This window comes from Rhodocyclus tenuis (genome assembly GCF_014197755.1).
Lineage (GTDB): Bacteria > Pseudomonadota > Gammaproteobacteria > Burkholderiales > Rhodocyclaceae > Rhodocyclus > Rhodocyclus tenuis.
The window spans coordinates 1-17,107 of sequence record NZ_JACIGE010000007.1 but is presented as its reverse complement, the minus strand read 5'-3'; the positions used below and the strand labels follow the sequence as shown (position 1 = coordinate 17,107).

Below are 17,107 nucleotides of genomic sequence, written 5' to 3'. Positions count from 1 at the left end.
AGGCAGAGCGGCGATCTACTGCCGCAGGTTGAAGATCACCGGCAGCGAGTAGCGCCAGTCGAGGGGTTTGCCGCCCCGGCTGGCCGGTACGAAGTGCCAGCGCGAGACGGCCTTGAGTGCCGATTCGTCGAGGTCCGGGTAGCCGCTCGAGCGCCTGATGCCGATATCGCCCACCGTGCCGTCGGCCAGAACGAGCACGGTGAGCAGCACCGTGCCTTGCTCGCCACGGCGGCGGCAACTCAGCGGGTACACCGGTGCCGGGTTGTTCAGATGGCTGGCGTCGGCCATCGGCGGCAGTACCGGCGCTGTCGCCGCCGCTTCGCTGTTGGCCGTCGGCGTGGCAAGGGCAGCAGTGTTTTCCTGCTGCGGCCTGTTCGTTTCCGGTTCGGCTTGCGGCACGGTGATCGAACGTTCGCTGGGCGGGGCATTCACCGGTGGTGGCGGGCGCCGAGCCTGCGCTTCCCGCTGCGGCTTCGGTTCGGGCGCGGGAACGGGGACCGACAGTTGCTCCGCTGGCGCTGCCACCAGTACGCCCGACAGTGTCGGCAGCACGACAGGGTCAGGGGCGGGCGTGCGCAGACCGATCAGGACCGCGGCCAGCAGCGCGGCGTGCGCCAGTGCGACGAGCAGTAGTGCGGGAAGGCCGTCCTGCCAGCCGGCGGTATCTGCCTTGGCGGCTGGTGGCGCGTGCCGCGCGGGCGAGAAGCTCATGGGTTTCATGGTGTAGTCCTTGGTCTCGCTGCCGCTGGCGAGTTCTTGCCGGCGTGCGACCAGCCTCCGCCGAGCGCCCGATACAGCGCCACTGCAGCCTGCAGGCGGGCGAGTTTGAGTTGTGTTGCCGCATCCTGCGTGGCGTACAGGCTGCGCTGGCTATCGAGCAGCACGATGGGCGTTTCGGCGCCGGCGCGGTAGCGGCTTTCGGCCAGCACCAGCGCCCGCTCGGCGTGCGCCAGTTCTTCGGCCTGTGCGGCGACTTGCTCGTCAAGCCGGCGCGTGGCGTTCACGGCGGTCTCGACTTCGCCGAAGGCGGTGACAATGCTCTGCCGGTAGCTGGCCAGCAGTTCTTCACGCCGGGCCTCGGCCAGATCGCGCCCGGCGGCCAGCCGGCCGGCGTTGAAGATCGGCGCCGACAAGGCTGCCGCCAGCGAATAGATCGGGTTCTCGAAGACCCGATGCAAGCTGCTGTCGCTGCCGCCCACGCGGGCGTCGAGGTTCAGGCTGGGCAGCAGCGCGGCACGCGCTGCCAGCACGTCGGCATTGGCCGCCGCCAACCGCGCTTCGGCGCGGGCGATGTCTGGCCGGCGGCTGAGCAGCTCGGCGGGCAGGCCGGCGTTGATCAGCGGCAGCGACAAGTCGGCCAGCCGTTTGCTGCGGCTGGCCGGCAGTTGCGTCTGTCCGAGCAGGACGAGCAGCGCCGTACGTACGTCCTCCGCCTGCTGGCGGACGCTGGCCAGTGCGCGCCGCTGGCTGGCCAGCAGACCCCGCTGGCGAACGACTTCCAGCGACGTCGCCGCACCGGCACGGGCGCGCGCCTCGATCAGTGCCAGCAGGCGCTCGGCGGTGGCGAGATGGCTTTCGCCGATGGTGATGCGTTCGCGCAGCGCCACCATTTGCAGCCAGGTCGAGGCGACTGCGGCGGTGACGCTCAAGCGCAGCGCGTCACGATCGAAGGTGCTCGCTTGCAGACTCGCCAGCGCGCCAGCGCGATTGGCGCGCAGTCTGCCCCACAGATCGACCTCGTAACTGGCCGCCAGTCCGGCGCCGACGCTGCTGCCGCTCACTTCGGCGCTGCCGCCAAGGCGGCCCGATCGGGCGGCCTCGCCTTCGCCCGTCAGGCTGGGCCACAAGGCGGCGCTGGCCATGCGTTCCGTCGCTGCTGCCTGGCGAACGCGGGCTTCGGCCGCCGCGAGGTCGAGGCTTTGCTGCTCTGCGCTTTGAACCAGATCCGCCAGTTCGTCGCTGCCGAAATTGCGCCACCAGTCGCGGTCGACCGTGGCGCCCGCCGGCGTCGGTGTGGCGTGCCACTGCGTCGGCAATTCAGGCTGAACCGCATCGGGCATGAGCGATGCGCAGGCTGACAGTCCGATGCCGACGCTGGCGATCAGGGCGCAATTAAATATCCGGCCAGGTGTTCGCATCCCTATTCCCCGGCAAGAGCGACGACAGGATCGAGGCGCGAGGCCTGGCGGGCCGGCAGCCAGCCGAAGACCAGTCCGGTGGCGATGGCGCAGGCAAAGGCGCCGACGCTGGCGGTCAGCGAGAAAACCACGGGGATTCCCGAGAGCAGCAAGGCAAAGCCGATGGCCAGGCCGCTGGCGACGCCGATCAGGCCGCCGCTCAGCGCGATCAGTACTGCCTCGGTCAGGAACTGGCGCTGGATGTCGCGCTGGCGGGCGCCGGTGGCCATGCGGATGCCGATCTCGCGCGTGCGTTCGCGCACCGTCATCAGCATCACGTTCATCACGCCGATGCCGCCGACGACCAGCGAGACGGCGGCGATCAGGCTCAGCATCAGGGTCATCGCCTCGCGCGTCTGCATTTCCGCCTTGATCCTGGCGGCGGCGTTGCCGATGCCGAAGTCCTCGCGGCCATGACGGTTGATGAGCAGGCGGCCGATGGCGTCCTCGGCCTCGTCGACGACATCGGGCGAGACCACGTCGATGAGGGTGTAATCCGGTTGCGTCTGCGTCCGGTAGACCCTGGCGCGGCCGGCGCGATAGGGGATGAAGACCATATCGTCGTAGTTCTGGCCCCAGCCGTCGGTGCCGCGGCTGCTCATCACGCCTATCACCTCGAAGGGCGCGTTGCCGATCAGCAACTGCCGGCCGATCGGGTTGGCGACGCCGGGGAAGAACTGCTGGAAGGCCTTGTTGCCGGCGACAACGACCGGCGCCAGTTCGTCCTGTTCGCGTGCCGAGAAGAAGCGGCCGCGCTCGACCGGCCAGCGGAAAATCTCGGGCAGCGTCTCGCCGCCGGCGTAAACGTAGATCGTGCGTTCGACGTTGCCGTGGCGGACGAGGATCGGATCGCCGATCACCGGCATGGTGCGATGTACCTGTGGCAGGCTGCGGATGGCGTCCAGATCGTCGTCGCTGATCGTGCCGATCGGACCGCCGCTCACCGGCGGTTTGCTGCCCAGATACATGATCGTCGTACCCATGCTGCCGATCTGCTCGATGACGCGCTGGCGGGCGCCTTCGCCGATCGCCAGCATGAGGATCACCGAGGCGACGCCGATGACGATGCCGAGCAACGTCAGGCCGGTACGGCCGCGATTGATACGCATCGCGCGCCAGGCGGTGCGCGTCGCTTCCGCCAGCTCGTCGCGCAGGCTGGCGCCGTGCTCGTGGTCGACGTCGAGCGCGGGCAGGGGCAGCGCCACGGACGGCGTCCGCGCACCGGAATCGTGCGTGATCCGGCCATCGTGGATTTCGATGACGCGTTCGGCCTGGGCGGCGACATCGCGGTCGTGCGTGATCAGGATCACCGTGTGGCCGGCAGTGGCGAGTTCGCGCAGCAGGGCCATGACCTCGGCGCCGCTGCGCGAATCGAGGGCGCCGGTCGGCTCGTCGGCGAGGATGATGCGCCCGCCGTTGACCAGCGCGCGGGCGATCGAGACGCGCTGTTGCTGACCACCGGAGAGCTGATTCGGCCGGTTGTCCTGACGGTCGCCGAGGCCCAGACGTTCGAGCAGCGCGCTCGCCCGCCGGCGCCTCTCGCCTTCCGGCAGTCCGGCATAGAGCGCCGGCACCTCGACGTTTTCGCGCGCCGTCTCGCTGGCGATCAGGTGATAGCCCTGAAAGACGAAACCGAAGGCTTCGCGACGCAGCCAGGCCAGCCGGTCGGCGGCGAAATCGGCGACGTCGCGGCCGGCGAAGCGGTAGTGGCCGGCGCTCGGGCGATCGAGGCAACCGATGATGTTCATCAGCGTCGATTTGCCCGAACCCGAAGCGCCGACGATGGCGACGAACTCGCCGCTGCCGATCGCGAGATCGATGCCATGCAACACTCCCACTTCGGGCCGGTCGCCGCCGCCATAACGCTTGTGGATTGCGCGGAGTTCGATCAGCGGCGTCACCAGGTGAATCTCCGTGGCCCCGTGGCGAGCGGCTTTTCGCCGAGGATCAGCTTCTCACCCTCGGCCAGACCGCTGCGCACTTCGGCCACGTGCCGGTTGCGCACGCCGAGCGTCAGCGGACGCGTTTCGATGCCGCCCTTGTTCTGCAGCACGCGAACCGTCGGTTTATCCTCGGCCAGCCCGTCGACCGCGGCCAGCGGGACGTTGATCGCGGCCGGCGCGCGCGCCGTGACGATCGCGACCTGGGCGGTCATTTGCGGCATCAGCGCGCCGTCCGGGTTGTCGACATCGAACAGCACGGTGTAATTGACCGCTTTCATGCCCTGCGGCTGGCCGCCGCCGGACTGCGTTCCGGCCGCCGCCGGCGCTGCCGGCGGTGCCGGCAGGATCTGGCGGATGCGGCTTTCCCAGCGCCGCGGCCGCGCTTCGCTGTGGCCGCCGAGGGTCGTGAAATAGGCCGGCAGTCCGGGTTTCACCTGGCCGATGTCGGCCTCCGAGACTTCGGTCCATACCGTCATCCCCGAGAGGTCGGCAATGCGCAGAATGTTCGGTGTCTGGTAAGTGGCGTTGAGGGTCTGCCCCTCGCGTGCCTCGACGGCAACCACCGTGCCGGCCATCGGCGCGAAGATGCGGGTGTAGCCGAGCCGTGCCTCGTCGGCCTTGAGTGTCGCCTGCGTCTGGTCGATCTGCGCCTTCAGGTTGTCGATGCGCGCCGAAGCGGCGGCGAGATTGGCCTCGGCGATCTGCACATCCTCGGCCTTCGTCGCGTCGGCCTGCGCCAGTTCCTGCTGGCGGGCGTTTTGCTGCCGGGCCAGCTGTTGCTGCGCCTGCTGTTCGGCAAGTTGCGCGCGCAGGCCGGCCAGCGCCGCCCGTCCGGCATCGACCGTGGCACGCTGCACGCTCGGGTCGATCTCGACCAGCAGATCACCCCTGGCGACCTGGCTGCCCGGCTGGACGTGCAGGTGCACGATCTGGCCGGACACCTGCGCGCCGACATCGACATAGCGGCGCGGCTGCAGCGTGCCGATGGCGGTAACCGTCGCCTCGATGTCGGCGCGCAGCACCGGCGCGAGCTCCAGTTCGAGTGGGTCGTGCTTGAGCCACCAGATCAGGCCGATGACGAGTGCCCCGGCGCCGACGCTGACAAGGCGGCCCGTTGCGCCGGACCTCAGCCGCTGCATCAAGGTCATCAGCGATCGACCCGGAAGCTCAGCGTCGCGACGTGGCGTACGTCTTCGTATTTCCTGCCGTCGACGGTGACGGCGCCATTGACCCTGGCCGAAACCTCGAGCACGTAGAGCGCCGGGAAGGACGGCGTGAAGCTGACCGAACCGTCGGTGGCCGGACGCAATACGCGCGACCAGCCTTCAGAGGTGCTCACGTTCACCTGCGAGGCGCCGACCGCGCTGCCTTTCCAGAACAGCCGGTAGGTATTGCCGCCCGGCGTCGTCGGTACCAGTTCGAGATCGCTGACCGCCTTGGTTTCCTGGCGGCCGAAACGGGCGTGGTAGATGCTCAGGCTTTTTTCATCGGCGTGGCGGGCGGTGAAGCGCAGGTCAGCGCCGCTTTGTGCTGCCTTGTATCCGCCACTGGCAGCTTCCAGCGCGATCGTCTTGCCATCCGCCGCAAAGGCACGCGCCCCTTGGACGGCCAGTGCTTCGCCCGGCTTGTTCAATTCGTCGGACTGGATACGCCTGCCGTCAGCGTCGTCGTCGATCCAGAAATACTGTGCCTGTACGGTCGAGGCGAGCAACAGCGCCAGGACGGGCAGGGAAAGCCGGCCCAGCCGGGCAGCGGAGAAGCGGTTCATGGGCAATCCTCGGGGAAAGTCAGAAATAGAAGGGCGGCAGCGCCAGTAGCGGACCGATGATGCTCAGCCACGGCGCAAAACGCGGCGCGTACGGAAGCAGGAAGACGAGGCCGAACGCCGCCGCCGAGAGCAGGCCGAACCAGGCCACCGGACCGATCGCCCAGCCCCAGGCCAGGCTGCACAGCCACAGGGCAAGGCCAAGCAGGCTCCAGCCGGCGAGACGCAGCGCCAGCCGGCGCGAGCGTTCCGGTTTGCCGCGCAGGACCTGAGCGTGATGCCGGTCCATCGTCAGGCTGATGGCGAGCAGGCCGGCATAGCAGGTGAAGAACACGAGATAGAGGGCGAAATGTTTTTCCATCTCAGCCTCCTGTTGCCGTCGCCGTCGCGTCGGGGAGCGTCTCGTCGCGTGCATCCGCCGCCGCTGCGCGGCGCCACAGATGGCGCAAGGCGGCGATGAAGAGCAGACCGAAGGCCAGCGCGGTCAGCTCGACGCCGGCTGTTTCCCCGTCGCCGCGGGCGAGTGCGGCGACCAGCCAGTCGCCGGTGCTGAGCAGATTGAGCAGTGGCAGTGCCAGGCACAGGAAGGCGCTGGCGGCCAACTGCTCGCACCATGCCCGGTGCGGCGTGCGCCAGGCGGCGTGCGCCAGGGTGGCGAGCCAGACGGCAAAGAACAGCTCGATTTCGCGCGTCGCCCGTTCGGCGACGTCGAGCGGCAGCAGGCGGTTGATCCAGAAATAAGCGATGCAGGCCAGCACCAGGCCGCCAATCGCGGCGACGTTGAGGACTTCGACGACGCGGTAAACGCCGGCCGTGGCGCTGCCGAATTCGTTGCCGGCGTTCTTGCGCCGTTTGACCATGAACAGGATTGCCCCGGCTGCCAGCATCGCCGCCCCGGCCATGCCCGAGAGAAAGTAGAGCCACTTCAGCGGATAGGCACCGAAGCGCACGAAATGCAGCGCGTTCATCGTCTGCTGCACGGCGAGGACAGTGCCGCCACGTACGCTGTTCGGCTTCTGCACGTCAATCACTTCGCCACTGATCGCGTCGAACAGGGCGGTGCCGCTGCTCCGGCCCACCAGCCGGTCGCTCTCGGCCTCGGCGTCGAACCGGCCGAAGATGCGCACCGATGCGCTGCGGTCACCGGGATGTTCGACGACGACGAAACCGGTTTCACGCGCGATCGCTGCCTCGCCGCGCAGCATCAGCGGCGCCAGCGGGGCGACGGCCGCCTCGATGAACTGCCGCGGACGCGCCGGCGGTCCGTCGGTCAGCGCGCTGAAGTAGCGTTCCTCGTCACCGTCGTAACGCGCCGCGATGCCGGCCGGCATGTAGGTCGCCCAGAAGACGATCAGGCCGGTGTAGGTGATCATGAACAGGAAAGGCAGGGTCAGCACGGCCAGCACGTTATGGCCGTCCAGCCAGGAGCGTTGCCCCTTGCCGGGCCGGAAGGTGAAGAAGTCGGCGAAGATCTTCTTGTGCACCACGATGCCGGACAGCAGCGCCACCAGCATCGCCATCGTCGCCGCGCCGACGATCCAGATGCCTGCCGTCCCGGCGTGCAACTCGAAATGCATATGCACGAAGTGATGGCCGCCTTCGCTTTCGCGCGCGCTGCCCGGTTTCAGCTGGCTGCCGCTTGCCGGGTCGAGAGTGCGTTTCTGGAAAGGGCTGGCCTCGGTTTCCCGCCAGAACACGCGCAGTGCCGGTTCGTCCTCATCGGGCAGGCCGATGCTCCAGAACTCGGCGCGCGGCGCCTGACGGACGAGGTAGTCCTGCGCCAGCGTGACGGCGCGGGCGCGCTCTTCGGCGCTCATCGCCGGCACTTCGCCGGCTTTCCCCTTTTCGCGCATCCAGTGTGAAATCGGATCGTCGAATACGCCGAGCGTTCCGGTCAGGAAAATGGCGAAGAGGATCCAGGTGAACCACAAACCTCCCCAGGTATGCAGCCAGGACATCGATTGCCGGAAAGTCTGCTTCATGCCGCACCTTTGGCCAGTTGCAGGCAGAACGAGGCAACGGCCAGGCCGGCGCCCGGCAGCAACAGACCGAGCCAGGCGCGCGTCGCGTTGCGCGCGGCGAACACCCAGATGATGGCGGCGGTATAGATGGCAAAGCTGAACAGCGTCGCACCGAGCACCGCCTCGGGCAGTGACGCGGGCACGATGAAACTCAGGAAGACGGTCGCGATGGACGCCAGCAGGTAGCCACCGACGATGGCGGCGACAATGCGGGAAAACAGCGGCAGGTGATTTCTGGGCGTGACGGGCCGGGCGTTCATGACAGATCTCGGCTGACGGGTTTTGCGGAAGGAAGCTGCGGGGGCGGCGGCGAAGTCCTGAGGTGCGGCACCGCATTTTTGCGGCTCTCACTAGACATGTCGTTTGAGCCGCGAAAAAGGGTCGTGCTGCTTACACATCGTTACAACAACGCCGGCGGGGCGCCTTCCGGTGACGCGAAGGCACCCCGCTGCCGGGATCAGAACCGGTAAGTGAGGTTCAGGCGGAAATTGCGCGGTTCCCCGTAGTAGGCCGCCGAAGAACTGGTCTGGTAAGTCTTGTCGAACACGTTGTAGGCGTTGAAAGCCGCACTCAGCTGCTGCGTGATTTCATAACGGGCCATCAGGTCGACCAGGCTGTAAGCCTCCTGGGTAACGCGCGGCGAGCCGCTCATCGAGGTGAAGTCCGACCACGTCCTGCTCTGCCAGCGGACACCGCCGCCGACGGTCAGGCCGTTGCCAACCCAGGGCATGCGATAGCTCGAAAACAGCTTGAGCGTGTTCTGCGGAACGTTCGTGTTGAGCAGATTGCCGCCCGCATCCTGCGAAAGATTGCGTGCGAAAGCGGCCGAAGCCTGCCAGTTGCGCGCAAGCTCTCCGCCGATTTCCAGTTCGAAGCCACGCGTCTTCGTGCCGTTCGCGGGACGGTAGGCCTGCGAGCCATCCGGAGCGAGTACCCCCGGAATGGCGACGGCGAGATTGTCCTGTTCGATCTGGTAGATCGCCCCGGCGAAGTTGAGCCTGCCGTTGAGGAGTTCAGCCTTGCTGCCAAGTTCGTAGGCCTTGCCGAGCAGCGGATCGAGATAGTTGCCGCTCGCATCCCTGCTGCTCTGCGGCTTGAAGATATCCGTGTAACTGGCGTAGACCGACCACTGCGGCGACAGGTCGAAGACCAGCCCGGCGTACGGCGTCACCTGGTTCGACCACTCGCGCTTGACGTTCGAGGAGACGCCGGTGGCGTAGCTGCGGTTGTAGGTTTCGTCTTCCCAGCTGGTCGCCCGCGCGCCGACGATCAGCGACAGCGGGTCGAAGGGCTTGAAACGGGCTGTGACATAGGCGCTGTTGGTCTTTTCCTTGTAATTGAAATCGCCCTTCGGCGAGGTGTCGGGCTGGCTCGGGCTGGCGCCGTTCCAGGTGTAGATGTTCGAGACGGGCAGGACATACCAGAGGTGGTAAGACTCGGCGTCCTGCTTGGTGCGTGCGACGGTGGCACCGAATACCAGGTCGTGTTTGCGCTCGAACAGGGTGAATGGGCCGCTCGCGTAGACGTCCAGGCTGTGCTGGGTCGGTGGGCCGCTCCAGCGCCCGGCATAGAGCGAGACGCCGGCGCCGGTGGTCTTGTCCGGATTGCCCCCGGCCGCGTAGCCGAGCTGTTCGTCGAATTTGCTCCGGTCGTAGGAGTAGGTGCCCTTGAGCTTCCAGTCGTTGGCGAAGCGGTGTTCCAATGACGCGAAGGCGGCCAGGTTTTCGCGCTCGGAATAGGCCCACGTGGCGGCGGCGGAGTCGGAGCGTTGCCAGCTGGTGCGTGTGCCGTCGCTGTTGAACAGCGGCAGCCCGCCCCGTGAGTGCCCCCGTGCGCGGTGCTGTTGCCAGCTCAGGCCGGTGGTCAGCAGCGTATTCGGGCTCAGGTCGGCTTCAATGATGCCGGAGACGATTTTTTTGTTTTCCGCCAGGCGGTCGATGTAGGAGTCGTTGTCCTGCCAGGCAATGACGCCGCGTCCGCGCAGCGTGCCGGCCTTGTTGAGTGATGACGAAACATCGGCTTCGACACGGGAACGGTCCCAGGAACCGGTTTCTGCCTTGACGTAGCCCTGGAACTCGCTCGTCGGTTTTTTACGGATCAGGTTGATCGTGGCACTGGGTGTACCGATGCCGTTCATCAGGCCGGTGGCGCCGCGTACGACTTCAACCCGGTCGTAAAGCACCATGTCGTTGCTCTGGAAGATGGCGGCATAGTTGCTGTTCAGGTGGCCGACTCCATCGACCTGATAATTTTCGACGGTGAAGCCGCGCGAATAGATCGGTGTCGAATCGGAACCCTGGTTGCCCGACTGGCTCATGCTCAGGCCGGCGACCTGCTGGATGATCTCGGGCAACTGCGTCAGCCCCTGATCTTCCATGCGCTGCCGGGTGATGACGCTGACCGATTGCGGCGTCTCGCGGATCGACAGCGGCAGGCGGGTGGCGGTCTGCATGCTGCCGGTGGTGTAGGAGCCGCTGCCTTCGCTGGTCGACCGATCGGCTTGGGCGGTAACCGTCAGCGGCGCGAGCATGGCGCCGCCGTCGCTGTTAGCGGCCGGGCGGATCGTCCACGCCGAACCGCTGGGTACGGCAAGCAGGCCGCTGCCGGTGAGCAGGCGCTGCAGCGCCTCGCGCAAGCTTGTCGCTCCTTCCAGTGCCGGCGCATTGCGATTCTCGAGCAGGGCGGCATCAGCCGAGATGGCGACGCCGGACTGGCGTGCCAGTGCGTTCAAGGCCTGGCCGAGCGGCTGGGCGGGCAGCGAGAAGGATTGTGGGGTGGCCGGAGCGGCCGTCTGCGCATGGGCGCCTGGCAGCATGGCCAGCGTGCCAAGTGCAGCGGCGCAGGCAATCGGCAGCAGACGTTGGCGAAATGGCCGCTGCGTGAAGGGCGAAACAGAGGGCATGGCGAAGGTCCTGTTGAGTGGTTTTCAACGTGAAGACGTTCGCGAAGCCAATAACCGGACAATTATTTTTCGTTGCGGGATGCAGTCGGCCGTTGGCGGATCAGGTAATGCCCGTCGCCTTGCGCCACGACTTCGACCGGATGGATGCGTGGCAGCGCTTCCAGGAAGGCTAGCGGATTGTCGATCGGGAAGCTGCCGGTCAGCCGCATGTTCGCCAGCGCCGAGCGCTGCTCGATCGCCAGTGGCGTGCTCAGGTAGTCGTTCCAGCGCTCGACGGCCTGGTCGAGGGGAATGCCATCGAAGACCAGCCAGCCCTGGCGCCAGGCGCCGATATCGTCTGGCGCGACGCGGCTGTGCTGGAGTTCGCCGGTGCTCGTGACAAATACCGCATCGCCGGCTCCGAGTTCGGTATCCGGCCGGGCGTCCGCCGGTTGCCCGGCCCGCCAGACGGCGACTCGCCCGTGCGCTACCGCGACGCGCAAGCCATCATCCAGTACGCGGACCGAAAACGCGGTGCCCAGCACGCGCGCGCGCCCGTGCCGGGTTTCTATCTCGAACGGCCGTTGCGCGTCGGGCGCGACGTCGAAACGGACTTCGCCGGCGAGCAGATTGGCCAGTCGCCGGTTGCGGTAATAGCTAATTGCCACGTCGGAGCGCGGTGCCAGGTCGAGACGGCTGTCGTCCGGGAGTACGTGCGTTTCGATCCGCGCCTGGCCGGTGCTGGCGCGCAGGGTGAAGGATGGTTCCAGCCAGAGGTGTCCGGTGAGCAAGGCCAGACCGCCGAAGCCGAGCAGGGCGGTCAGCCGGCGCCGGGTCTGCCGCTTGCGCTCGCCCGGCGAAGGCGGCAAGGCGAATTCGTCGCGCAGCATCCGTGCGTCGGTTTGTTGCCAGGCTGCCAAAGCCGCCTGGCACGCACTCTCATGCGCCGGGTCGCGTTGGCGCCAGGCGGCCAGCTCACGGGCGGCGTCAGCGGCGGCAGCGGGCGCCGCGCCGTGTTGCCGGACGACGAGCAAGAGTGCGTGCTTGAACAGGCGCTGACAGGATTGTTCACCGGCTGGCATCGCAGGCTCCGCGTTCCAGCAGGGTGCAAATCGCCCGGACAATGTGTTTTTCAATGGCAACGGGCGTCGTCTCGAGGTGTGCCGCTGCTTCGGCATGGGTAAAGCCGTAGATGCGGACCAGGATGAAGGCCTCGCGCCGCTTGCGTGGCATGGCCCCGAGGCGGTCGGCCAGTCGCTGCAATCCCTGCCGGGCGATGACCGCGCGCTCCAGACAGGGCGTTTCATTCGGGCTGATCAGCGTCAGCGTATCGAGCATGCGCAATTCGGCCTGGCGCGTCCGCGCCGCGTCGATCGCGATGTTCTTGCCGGTCCGGTAAAGCAGGGCGCGCATGTCGAGTACTGCCGTCTGGTTTCCCAGGGCCAGCACCCGGGCGTAGCTCTCCTGAACCACATCGTTCGCGGCATCGCGGTCGCGCAAGCTGCGGGAGAAGAAATTGACCAGTTCGGAATAGAAGTGCGTGGACATGAAAGTCGCGCGGCGAATCTGTCGGAAATAAGAATTGTTCGTATTGTCGTGAAATTCGAAGCCCTTGTCGAATGGAAACAGGAAAGCGCGATACGTTCACCAGAAACGGCGCCCGTTGCGGGGCGCCGTTGGCTGGGGAAAGCTGGCCGATCAGAACTTGTATTTCATCGTCAGCATGGCGTTGCGCCCTTCGCCCCAGGTGTAAGTGCTGTACCAGCTGAAGATGGTGTAGTACTTCTTGTCGAGCAGATTGTTTACGTTGAGGTTGACCGACAGGTTCTTGTCGATCTGGTAGCTGGCCATGGCATCGAACAGCCAGTAGCTGTCGACGGTATGTTTGACGGTACCCTGAGTCGGATGGCTGACGTCGCCCCAGGTCTTGTCCTGCCAGCGGGCGCCGCCGCCGATGCTTAGGCCGGGGACGAAGCCCGGTTTGTAGGTGGAGCTCAGGCTGAACTGGTTTTCCGGGGTCAGGGTTGCAACCTTGTCGCCTTGCCGGCGGGCGATCTTGTGGTTGAAGCCGGCGTGGATTTGCCATTGCGGCGTCAACTGACCGGAAACCTCGGCTTCGAAGCCCTTGGTGCGGACGCCGTCGATCGCCTCGTAAGCGGTGCCGCCGCTTGGCGTCAGAGCGCCGGTGGCATTGGCGTAGTTGTCCTGATCGAGCCGGAAGTAAGCCACACTGGCGTTGAGTCGCCCGCCGAAGAAACTGCCCTTGACGCCGGTTTCGTAATTGACGCCTGCGAGCGGGTCGAGCGTCTTGCCTTTGACATCCTGCGCGCTTTGCGGCTTGTAGATGCTGGTATAGCTGGCATAGACGGAATACTGATCATTCAGGTCGTAGACTGCGCCAAGATAGGGAACGACGACGCCGGACTTCTTCAGCGTCGCGTTTTCGTAATTCACCAGCCGGCTGCCGGCGATCAGCTTGAGATCGTCGCGCAGGTTGAAGCGGGCCGCCGCATAGACCCCGTTCTCGCGGGTTACTTCACGGCTGTGGGTTGCTTCAAGACTATTCCAGTCTGGCTGCGGAATGTTGCCATTCCAGGTGTAGTAATTAGTTACCGAATTGTTGCCGGCCCAGTAGCCCCGATTTGTCCATGTCCGTTTTGCCAGGCTGCCTCCGAGGACCAGTTCATGCTTTCGGCCAAGCAGTTCAAATGGCCCGCTGGCATAGACATCGAAGGCATTGGCTACTGTCTTGCCGACATCCTTGCCTTCCCAGGTTGAGACGCCGCTGCCGTCGGCGGGATTCGGATAGTCGGCGGCTGCGGAGCCGAGTGCATAGTTGTAACCGTTGATTTGGTGGTTGAACTGGGCCTTGAGCAGCCAGTCGTTGGCGAAGGTGTGTTCGAGCGTGGCGAAGGCGGTGCGTGTGTATTGTTTCCAGCTGCTCCAGCTGGCGCCGTTGTTGAAGGAGCGCGGCATGTCGTTGAAGTCGCCGTTCCTGTTGTAGATCGGGATGCCGCCCCACGTCGAACGGGTCGGCGTGTTGTCCTGGTAATCGGCGCCGACGGTGAGCAGGGTCGATGGACTGAGGTCGGCTTCGAGGATGCCGTAGAAGGTCGATGTCTTGCGTTCGTAGCCGTCGAGCTGTGAGTGCTTGTCCTGGTAGGCGGCTACGGCGCGGCCACGCAGGCTGCCGGCCGGGTTCAGCGCGCCGCTGACATCGAACTGGCTGCGGTAGTTGTTCCAGGTGCCGGCGCCCAGGCTCGCTTCGCCCTGGAATTCCTTGGTCGGCTTCTTGCGGATCAGGTTGATCGTCGCACCCGGGTCGCCGCTGCCGGTGAGCAGGCCGGTGGCACCCTTGAGCACTTCGACGCGGTCGTAGATGGCCATGTCAGTGAGCGTGTTGCCGGCCGAGTAGGACGAATCGCGCCGCATCGGAATGCCGTCGTACTGGAAATTCTGGATGGCGAAGCCGCGCGCGTAATACTCGGTGCGCTCGCTGTCGTAGGTGACGATGCTGACGCCCGGCGTGTGTTCCATGACCTTGTCGATCGAGGTCAAGGCGAAGTCGTCCATTTCCTGACGGGTGACGACGCTGATCGACTGCGGTGTCTCGCGCGGCGTCAGCACCAGGCGCGTCGCCGTGGCGATGGTGCCGGGCGTGTAGCTGCCAGTTCCTTCGGTAATCTCGCCCAGTTGGTTGGCGGTGACGCGGACGCTGCCGAGCATCTTTTCGTCGCCGTCGAGCGCACGCGCATCGGCTTTTGCAGCGGGGCGCAGCACATAATTACCTTGACCGCGATGCACGGCTTCCAGGCCGCTGCCGGCAAGCAGGCGGGCGAGGCCGCTTTCAGTCGTGTATTCGCCGTTAAGGCCGTCGGTGCGCAGCTCGCGCGCCTGCCCGGCAGCGAAGGACAGCGTGATGTTCGCTGCGGCGGCGAAGCTGGTCAGTGCGGTGTCGAGTGCGCCAGGCGCGATCTGGAAGCTGCGCAGCGGTGCGCTCTGTGCGTGGGCCGGCTGGGCCAGCGACAAGGCGAGCGGAGCGGCCAGTGTCAATCCGACCAGCGCGGCACGCAAGGCGCTGACAAGGGGTCGCGGACGCGACGGTAAAGGCTGTTTCATGACGAAGGTTCCTCTTTTTACTGGTTGACCGTAGAAAGACGCGGCGAGCCGCCTCTATCTGCTTGGCCGTTTTCAACAGAAAAAGAGCAACCCATTGATGAAAATAATTCTTATCTTTCCTCGGCGCGTACCCAGTAACGGGTGAGGTAGCGCAGTTTGACCGGCAGCGATGCAGCGATGTTGTCGAGTACGGCGTCGGTGTCGTGCAGGCGGAATACGCCGGACAGCCGCAATCCGCCGACCCCGGGCGCGCAGACGATCCGGCCCGGGCGATGGCGCTCCAGTTCGGCGAGAAAATCGTCGAGCCGGCGGTCGATGGCGATCAGCTTGCCGTCGCGCCAGGCACCTTCGCCGGGCGACACCGGATTCGCCGGCACCACGATCCCCTGCGCCGAGAAGATCGCTTGCTGTCCAGCCTCCAGGCGCAGCGCCGGGCCTTCATGCGGGCGAATCTCGACCGCGTGTTCGAGTACCGCCACATGCGTTTCGCCACCCAGGCTGTGCACGCTGAAGCGCGTGCCGAGGGCGCGGATTGCGCCGTGTCCGGAATGAACTTCGAAGGGGCGCGGATCGGCGGCGGTCTCGACCAGTATCTCTCCGGTCAACAGTTGCAACCGGCGCAAATCCGCGCCGTAATCGACGTTGACTGCCGACGCCGTGTTGATATCGAGCGTGCCGCCGTCGGCCAGTTTGACGCGGCGCCGCTCACCGGTGGCGGTGCGCAGGTCGGCGCGGGCGATCTGCCAGCCGGATTCGAGTTCCGGCAACATCGTGCCGACGGCACCGGCCGACAGCAGCAGCGTCAGCAGCTTGAGCGTGCGCCGACGGCTGGCGCGGGCGCTGGCCAGCGCCGGCCCGGCCAGTTCGCCGGGCACATCGTTCAGCCGGCGCTCCAGCGCCTGCATGCGCGCCCAGGCCTGGCGGTGGTCGTCATCGGCGGCCAGCCAGCGCTCCCAGGCGGCGCGGTGGCCGCGTCGTTCAACTGCACGTACCAGTGCGCGGCGGCTTCAAGTGCCTCGCGCGGCAGTTCGCGGCTGCCCATTTCAGCGCCGCCTTTTTGCTGGCCGGGGGCCGGGCACGCGATCGATCATGCCGTGTTTCATCTCAGCAGCCCTCGGCGAGAATGAGGCATTGCGCCAGCGCCCGGGCCAGGTGTTTTTTCACGGCGGTGACCGAGACGCCGAGCCGCTCGCCGATGACCGCGTAGCTCAGCCCTTCGAATTGGGCGAGCAGGAATATCTCGCGGGCGCGCGGACCGAGTGCGTCGAGCATGTGGTCGATGGCGAACAGGGTTTCCAGGATCAGCGCCCGCGTTTCCGGCGATACGGCCAGCGGTTCCGGCCGTGCCGCCAGAGTTTCCAGCCAGGCTTCCTCGATGCTCAGGCGACGGAAGCGATCGACGACCAGACCCTTGGCGATGGTCACCAGATACTTGCGAGGTTCCTCGATGGCCTGGGCATTGCGCGCCGCAAGGATGCGCAGGAAAGTGTCGTGGGCCAGATCGGCGGCGTCGTGGCCGTTGCCCAGTTTGCGCCGCAGCCAGCCGTTCAGCCAGCCGTGGTGATCGCGGTAGAGACTGGTCAGCGGGTCGGGCGAGACGGCGGTGTTCAACGCGAACTCCAGAGAACGGAAGCAGGCTGGCCCTACAGGGTTGGCCGGCCTTTGTTTTTGATAATTGTTCTCATTGTTGTGGATTTGGCGGGTGGCGTCAAATCGGATGAAAGGTGGCCTTGCCTTGCGGTTGACCGCAGGATTTGGTGAAAAACGGCATCTGGCGGCAGGTGCCGTTCGTGTTTGCTCTCGGGCTGGATCGACGTCCTCCCCGAATTGAGTGGCGGGCGGCTTTTGAGTCCAATCCCTCACGATAAGGAGATTGGACATGAAGAAGCGATTCAGCGAAGAACAGATCACTGGCTTGCTGCGGGAAGCGGAAGCGGGAAGTCCTGTAGCGGTGTTGTGCTGCAAGCCCCCTTCTCGGAAGCGAGCTGCTACCTCTGGCGGAACAAATTTGGCGGAATGAGCGTCTCGGACGCCAAGCGCCTCAAGGAACTCGAGGCCGAGAACGCCCGGCAGAGGAAACTTCTGGCCGAATCGCTTGTGGAGAACGAGCGACGTCCCCCCCGAATTGAGTAGCGCGTGACTTTAGAGTCCAATCCACGACGACAAGGAGATTGGACATGAAGAAGCGCTTTACCGAAGAA

Annotated in this window: 14 protein-coding genes and 1 pseudogene; 1 reads left to right on the top strand and 14 read right to left on the bottom strand. The window is 65.9% G+C overall.

What is annotated here, in order from left to right; all coding sequences use genetic code 11:
- Positions 1-15 precede the first annotated feature (15 nt).
- From GGD90_RS10270 to GGD90_RS10205, 14 genes are all read right to left on the bottom strand, one after another.
- Positions 16-720 carry an energy transducer TonB gene (locus GGD90_RS10270; RefSeq protein WP_153116662.1) on the bottom strand — a complete coding sequence of 235 codons (705 nt, stop codon included), beginning with the start codon at positions 718-720 and terminating at the stop codon, positions 16-18.
- Positions 717-2,138 (bottom strand): efflux transporter outer membrane subunit, encoded by a 1,422-nt coding sequence (locus tag GGD90_RS10265; RefSeq protein WP_153116661.1) that lies wholly within the window; start codon positions 2,136-2,138, stop codon positions 717-719. Before GGD90_RS10265 ends, GGD90_RS10270 begins: the two co-directional genes overlap by 4 nt.
- Positions 2,139-2,140: 2 nt before the next feature.
- A complete protein-coding gene (locus tag GGD90_RS10260; RefSeq protein ID WP_228273719.1) occupies positions 2,141-4,078 on the bottom strand; it encodes a MacB family efflux pump subunit in 1,938 nt (645 codons plus the stop codon).
- The gene (locus GGD90_RS10255; protein ID WP_153116659.1) at positions 4,075-5,268 is read right to left on the bottom strand and encodes an efflux RND transporter periplasmic adaptor subunit; all 1,194 of its coding nucleotides are present in this window, start codon (positions 5,266-5,268) and stop codon (positions 4,075-4,077) included. The genes GGD90_RS10260 and GGD90_RS10255 overlap by 4 nt, the downstream gene beginning before the upstream one ends.
- Positions 5,268-5,888, bottom strand: a complete 621-nt coding sequence (locus tag GGD90_RS10250) for a hypothetical protein (protein ID WP_153116658.1) — start codon at positions 5,886-5,888, stop codon at positions 5,268-5,270. The genes GGD90_RS10255 and GGD90_RS10250 overlap by 1 nt, the downstream gene beginning before the upstream one ends.
- Before the next feature lie 19 nt (positions 5,889-5,907).
- A complete protein-coding gene (locus GGD90_RS10245) occupies positions 5,908-6,246 on the bottom strand; it encodes a DUF3325 domain-containing protein (RefSeq protein ID WP_153116657.1) in 339 nt (112 codons plus the stop codon).
- Position 6,247: 1 nt separating this feature from the next.
- Positions 6,248-7,867, bottom strand: coding sequence for a PepSY-associated TM helix domain-containing protein (locus tag GGD90_RS10240; RefSeq protein WP_153116656.1), 1,620 nt, complete (start codon positions 7,865-7,867; stop codon positions 6,248-6,250).
- Positions 7,864-8,166: a DUF3649 domain-containing protein gene (locus tag GGD90_RS10235; RefSeq protein ID WP_153116655.1), complete on the bottom strand. Its 303-nt coding sequence runs from the start codon at positions 8,164-8,166 to the stop codon at positions 7,864-7,866. The genes GGD90_RS10240 and GGD90_RS10235 overlap by 4 nt, the downstream gene beginning before the upstream one ends.
- A 197-nt stretch (positions 8,167-8,363) precedes the next feature.
- Positions 8,364-10,808 (bottom strand): TonB-dependent siderophore receptor, encoded by a 2,445-nt coding sequence (locus GGD90_RS10230; RefSeq protein WP_153116654.1) that lies wholly within the window; start codon positions 10,806-10,808, stop codon positions 8,364-8,366.
- A gap of 62 nt (positions 10,809-10,870) precedes the next feature.
- Positions 10,871-11,869, bottom strand: a complete 999-nt coding sequence (locus GGD90_RS10225) for a FecR family protein (RefSeq protein ID WP_184415089.1) — start codon at positions 11,867-11,869, stop codon at positions 10,871-10,873.
- Positions 11,856-12,335: a sigma factor-like helix-turn-helix DNA-binding protein gene (locus GGD90_RS10220; RefSeq protein ID WP_153116652.1), complete on the bottom strand. Its 480-nt coding sequence runs from the start codon at positions 12,333-12,335 to the stop codon at positions 11,856-11,858. Before GGD90_RS10220 ends, GGD90_RS10225 begins: the two co-directional genes overlap by 14 nt.
- A gap of 150 nt (positions 12,336-12,485) precedes the next feature.
- A complete protein-coding gene (locus tag GGD90_RS10215) occupies positions 12,486-14,906 on the bottom strand; it encodes a TonB-dependent siderophore receptor (protein ID WP_153116651.1) in 2,421 nt (806 codons plus the stop codon).
- A gap of 110 nt (positions 14,907-15,016) precedes the next feature.
- A complete protein-coding gene (locus GGD90_RS10210) occupies positions 15,017-15,901 on the bottom strand; it encodes a FecR domain-containing protein (protein WP_228273729.1) in 885 nt (294 codons plus the stop codon).
- Positions 15,902-16,010: 109 nt separating this feature from the next.
- Positions 16,011-16,517, bottom strand: a complete 507-nt coding sequence (locus tag GGD90_RS10205) for a sigma-70 family RNA polymerase sigma factor (RefSeq protein ID WP_153116650.1) — start codon at positions 16,515-16,517, stop codon at positions 16,011-16,013.
- Between the two features lie 268 nt (positions 16,518-16,785).
- On the opposite strand from GGD90_RS10205, the pseudogene GGD90_RS10200 reads away from it, so the two are divergent.
- A pseudogene (locus GGD90_RS10200) lies at positions 16,786-17,015 on the top strand (transposase); the annotation flags it as partial.
- Between the last annotated feature and the right edge of the window lie 92 nt (positions 17,016-17,107).